The organism is Candidatus Magnetaquicoccus inordinatus (assembly GCF_004217665.1).
Classification (GTDB): Bacteria; Pseudomonadota; Magnetococcia; order Magnetococcales; family Magnetaquicoccaceae; genus Magnetaquicoccus; species Magnetaquicoccus inordinatus.
In genome coordinates, this window is sequence record NZ_RXIU01000237.1 from 1 (window position 1) to 5,402 (window position 5,402).

Below are 5,402 nucleotides of genomic sequence, written 5' to 3' on the forward strand. Positions count from 1 at the left end.
AGAGTGGTGCTGACCAACCTCCGCCCGCTGGCTTGAAAACGGCTGTTGTCGGTAAAAATCCGGTCAATCGTCTGATCGGCATTCTGGATCGCACGGAATCCTTTGCCACCCGTGTGCCTTGGTGGCCGATGATCTCCATTTTGGGGACTTTTTCCTCGGGCAAATCGACTTTTATCAATCATTTTCTCGGCCACAAATTACAGCGAACCGGCAATCAGGCGGTCGATGATAAATTTACGGTGATCTGTTTTAGTACGGAGGAAAATATTCGTACCTTGCCCGGTTTGGCATTGGATGCGGATCCCCGTTTTCCTTTTTATCAAATCAGCAAAGAGTTGGAGCGGGTCAGCCCCGGTGAAGGGCAGCGCATCGATGCCTATCTGCAACTGAAAACCTGTCAGACAGAAAAATTGCGCGGCAAAATCTTGATCGACTCTCCCGGTTTTGATGCCGATGCCCAACGCAATGCCACCTTGCGCATCACCGATCATATTATGGATTTGTCCGATCTGGTGTTGGTCTTTTTTGATGCCCGCCATCCCGAACCAGGGGCCATGAAGGATACCTTGGATCATCTGGTCAAAAACACCATCAATCGTTCCGATTCCAATAAATTTTTGTTTATTCTCAACCAGGTAGACTGCACCGTGCGCGAGGATAATCTGGAGGATATTGTGGCAGCCTGGCAGCGCGCCTTGTCACAATCAGGATTGACCGCCGGTCACTTCTACCAGATCTACAACAAAGAGGCCGCCCATCCCATCGAGGATCCTCTGCTGCGTGAACGCTACGAAAGCAAATTGCAGGATGATCTGCAGGATCTGCAACTGCGCATCCAGCGTGTCGAGGTGGAGCGTGCCTATCGCATTATCGGGGTGCTGGAACATACTGCCAAGATGATTCACCTGGAGTGTGTCCCCCGCCTGCGTGATTGGGTGGCGCGTTGGCGTAAAGCGGTGTTGATGATTGATGGAGTATTATATGGTCTGCTCGCCGCTGCTGTCATCAGTGGCATCGTTGTCCATAACCCACCATTGGCCTCCTGGCTGGAGATGGGCATGTGGGCTTCCCCGACAGCCTCACCCTGGCAGTCGGTGCTGGTCGATTTTCTGGCGGCGGTCGGAGCCATTGCCTTTTTGTCGATTCATGTGCTGGTGCGCAAATGGACCGCCCGTTTTCTGGGCAAGAGCTTGCTCAAAGAGGTGGAAACTCCTGAGTTGCGGGAGTATATGCGCAAGGGTTTTGTGCGCAACACCGGTCCTTTGGCCTCTATTTTCCGCAAGCAGCCGGTCGGTTGGGGCCGCTTGGCGCTGATGAAATTGATGCGGGTGCTGAAAAATTCTGACTCTTATGTCCAGAATTTGAACGATCAGTTTACCAATCCATCGGGACGCAGCGATTTGCCTAATCCCAAGGTGTTGCTTGAGGTGAATTAAATCGATCTCTTGTGGCTGGGGTGTAGGGATGCTTCTCTTGTTCGGTAATCCCCAGGGATAGAGCTGCGGAGTGGCGCAGAAGCAGGGCGCCACTCCGCAGCTCTTGCTGCCATCATGGGCCGCCGCCGCAAAAAAGTATCAGTTTGTTGTAAGCGGTATCCCACAAGAGCACAGTATCATCCCAGGCAATTGTAAAGGTGCTCGAGAGTTGCGGTATTTATAAGATTTGCTTGCGGTACCTATAAGGAGGCAACGTTGCTGGCGGCATGTTGCAGCGATTTCCGATCACCCTGAAGGCTCTACTGGCCACGCTATTGGTGGGGATCACCATCTGGTCGTTGTTGGACCATTGGCAGACCAGTCATCTGCAGACGCTCTTTCAAGAGCGACTGAAGGAGGCGGTTGGGGAGAAAACGGAGATCAACCGGGTGGTGTTTGACCAACATGTCAAAATGCACCATCAGGCGGTGCATCTGTTGGCGGCACAGCGCCATTTGCTGGAATATCTGGAACAGCGCGAGGCCAGCGAAGCGGCAACGCGCGTCAATGAGGGTGGGACTGTCAGCTCCTACCAACGTATTATTTTTCATCATGACCCGCCGGTCTGGTTTCCCAAACCGACCGTGCTGCGCGGCATGCTGCCGCTGCGCTATGTCCTGCTGATGGAGAACAACGGTCCGGTGCGCGAGGTCTATCGCGGCCAGTTGGAACCTCCCCCGCCAGCACTTTTGGATCCCTCCTCTTTGTTGCGTCAGTTGAGTCATGGCCAGCCGTTCATCACTTCGGTGGACGGTTTGTTGTTTTTATTGACCACCGAGAGTGTCCAGGGTCGCGATGGGCAGGCAAAAGCTTTGTTGATGTTGGCCACGCCGCTGGACAGCGCCTTTTTGGCCAATACCCAAGGGGTGGGCGGGCAATATAATGGTGTCGTGGCCTTGCTGGAGGGGAGTCAGCAGCGCATCATAGCCAGCAACAAGCCGCAAATTGCACCTCCCGGCATGGCTCTGGAGCGGGTACTTGGCCCCTATCTGGTTGCAGGACAATCTTTTTTTGATTATGGAGCCTCGGATCTGCTGTTGCAGTTGATCACCTTGGTCTCCACCGAATCTTTTGATTCCTTGATTCAGTCAATTATGCAGGTGGAACATCGGCAGCGCTTGATTGGTTCTTCGGTGTCGGTATTGGTCTGTTTGCTGATTTTGTTATGGGTGACCCGCAACATCCGGCAATTGACCAGAGAGGTGATGCTCTTTTCGCGCACGGTCTTGGGCAGTCATCCGCAGGAGAGCAGCACACGGGATGAGTTGTGGATGTTGCGGGAGCGTTTTCACTCCCTGGCGCGGGAGATTGTGCAGACCAGGGACTCCTTGCAGGCAGAACTGGAAGAGCGCAAACGTGCGGAGTGGGAGGTGCGCAAGCTGTCGCAGGCGGTGGAGCAGGGACCGGCAGCGGTGATGATCTGTGATTTGAAGGGAAATATTGTTTATGTCAATCGGCAGTTTACCCGCTTGACCGGATATGGCGCCGAAGAGGTAATGGGGCGCAATCCTCGTTTTTTGCAATCGGGAGAGACGCCGCTTGCGACCTATCAATCGCTCTGGCAGACCATTACCCGTGGGGAGGTGTGGCATGGCGAACTGCGCAATCGGCGCAAGGATGGTCTGCTCTATTGGGAGTTGAATACCATTTCGCAAATCCTGGCGCCAGAACAGCGCGAAAAACGTTCTGGTCGGGCATCCACTGAGGCAATGAGCACCTTTTATCTGGCCTTCAAAGAGGATGTCTCACCGCGCATCGCCATGGAAAAGGCCCTGCAGCAGGCCAAAGAGGCCGCAGAGACAGTCAACCAGATTAAAAATGATTTTCTCTCCAATATCTCCCATGAGTTGCGTACACCGCTCAACACCATTGCCGGTTGTACCTCTTTATTGTTGGATATGGAGTTTGGCGAACTCAACAAAAGCCAGAAACGCTATTTGCATAATATCTTGAATAGTTCCGAACGGCTGTCGGCTTTGATCTCCGATCTGCTCGATCTCTCCAAGGTCAATAGCGAGCAGTTTACCTTGGAAAGTCGCTTTTTTGATTTGACTGCTCTGATTCGTTTGTTGAAAGAGTCAATTGACGATTCGGTAGAGGAGAAGGGGTTGGGTTTTTCCCTGCATTTGGCTGCGGATGTGCCGCATCAGATCAAGGGTGATCCGGTACGCTTGCGCCAGGTCTTGATGCACATTTTGCATAATGCCATCAAATTTACCCAAGAGGGTGAAATCACCTTGACGGTGACCCGTGATGGCAGTCGTGCCGCCGATCCGGGAATGATCTGTTTTACGGTGACCGATACCGGCATTGGTATTCCCGAGGAGAAACAGCAGACCATTTTTGAGCTCTTTACCCAGGTAGACAGCTCCTCTTCGCGCCGCTATGAAGGGACCGGTTTGGGTTTGACCATTGCCAAGCGTCTGATAGAGTTGATGGGTGGCACCATTCGTTTGAAAAGCCGGGTCAATGAAGGGTCGATATTTTCCATCACCATCCCCTTTGCGGTAGCGCAAAGTGGACCGGAGAGTGGTGCTGACCAACCTCCGCCCGCTGGCTTGAAAACGGCTGTTGTCGGTAAAAATCCGGTCAATCGTCTGATCTTGAAAAAATTATTGACCTCTCTCGGCCTGCAGGTCAGTGAGGTTGGCCATTGCCAAACTCCTGCAGAGTTGCTGGAGCTCTATCAAGCAGAGCAGTGGGATTTTGTCTGTTTGGAATGTGTTGGTGGCAGCAACAGTGGTGTGGAGGAGATCAGTCGTCTGCGTGCGGAGGAGCCCTTGCGTCTGTTGCCGGTCATCGTCTTTAGCAATCTGCCCTCCGAGCAGCGGGAGCGGTTGGAACAGTTGCCGGGGGTATTTTGTTTGGATCGGCCGATGCAGCGCAGCCAACTCTGTCGTATTGTGCGGCAAGCGGTCGGAGAGGGCGCTGTGGCCGAATAGAAAGGGTGGGAGTACAGAGGGTGAAAAGGTTGTTCAGATGCCGGTTTGTGGCCATTTTGCTGTGCTGTTTTGTACCGACGCTGTTGTGGGGAGGAGAGTCCACACTCTGTCCGCCCGCAACCGAAGGGGTGAAGATACAGGCGCAGTTTGCCACAGGACGTCCTTTCATAGATGACCATCGCTCCCAAGGCTGGATTCAGGAGCAGTCCAAAGGGATGCACCATCCGATTGGCCTGACGGTCTCCCGGCTTCAGCACACTTTGTTGGGGGTGTTTGAGTGGCGCGCCACTGCGGAAGGTGAAAAGCGCTGTCTCTATTTGCGCTCTTTGCGTTTGGATTTGAGCTATCCGGATTTGAAAGTATATATCGCCAATAATTATCGCCCTGGAAGCTGTGAATATCAGGCCATTTATCGCCATGAGATGGAGCATGTACGCATTTTGAATCAGCATCAGGAGGGATATGTGCAACATCTGCGTGATCGTTTGCAGTCGTTGGCACAAAAGCAGAAGGCGGTTGTGCTGGAAAAGGGTATGTTGGAGCAAAAAAAGCAGGAGATTTTGCAACGATTGGATCAGGAGGTAAAACGGGAGTTGCAGCGTTTGGATACCAAACAGAAAACTGCCCAGGCAGAGATTGATACGCCCCGCAGTTATGCCCAGGTGCGGGCGGATTGTCAGCGCTGGTGAGTTTTGGGCAGGGCAAGCCAACAAAAAAAGGAGGTAACTATTCACCACCCAAAACTATTGCGGGTCCAGGGAGGGCACCTCCCTGGCCGGGTCCAGGGATGGAAGCCCTGGGATTTTGCTTTTAATCTTTTGCCTTTGGCGCGCTTTTCAAACTGAGCCGACGCGCTCTTTGCGTCGGCTTAAGCGCCTAATGGAAGCAAGCTGTGGGCATTGGCGCGCATTTTTTGCGCCAATGCCCACAGCATCCCCATGGGGGTAGAGCTGGCGAGCCAGCACGAACCTGAATAGTTACAAAA

General features: G+C 53.2%; 3 protein-coding genes. All 3 read left to right on the forward strand.

Features of this window, described 5'->3' with window-relative positions; translation table 11 throughout:
- On the forward strand, positions 1 to 1,436 hold a 1,436-nt coding region (locus EJP87_RS13705), incomplete at its 5' end, for a dynamin family protein (RefSeq protein WP_130472432.1).
- A 266-nt stretch (positions 1,437 to 1,702) separates the two neighbouring features.
- The gene (locus EJP87_RS13710) at positions 1,703 to 4,417 is read left to right on the forward strand and encodes a hybrid sensor histidine kinase/response regulator (RefSeq protein ID WP_130472433.1); all 2,715 of its coding nucleotides are present in this window, start codon (positions 1,703 to 1,705) and stop codon (positions 4,415 to 4,417) included.
- Positions 4,418 to 4,437: 20 nt separating this feature from the next.
- A complete protein-coding gene (locus EJP87_RS13715; RefSeq protein WP_153188682.1) occupies positions 4,438 to 5,106 on the forward strand; it encodes a hypothetical protein in 669 nt (222 codons plus the stop codon).
- Positions 5,107 to 5,402 lie beyond the last annotated feature (296 nt).

Coding starts and splice junctions, on each gene's coding strand:
- EJP87_RS13710 (WP_130472433.1), top strand. CDS start 1,703: ATGTTGCAGCGATTTCCGATCACCCTGAAGGCTCTACTGGCCACGCTA.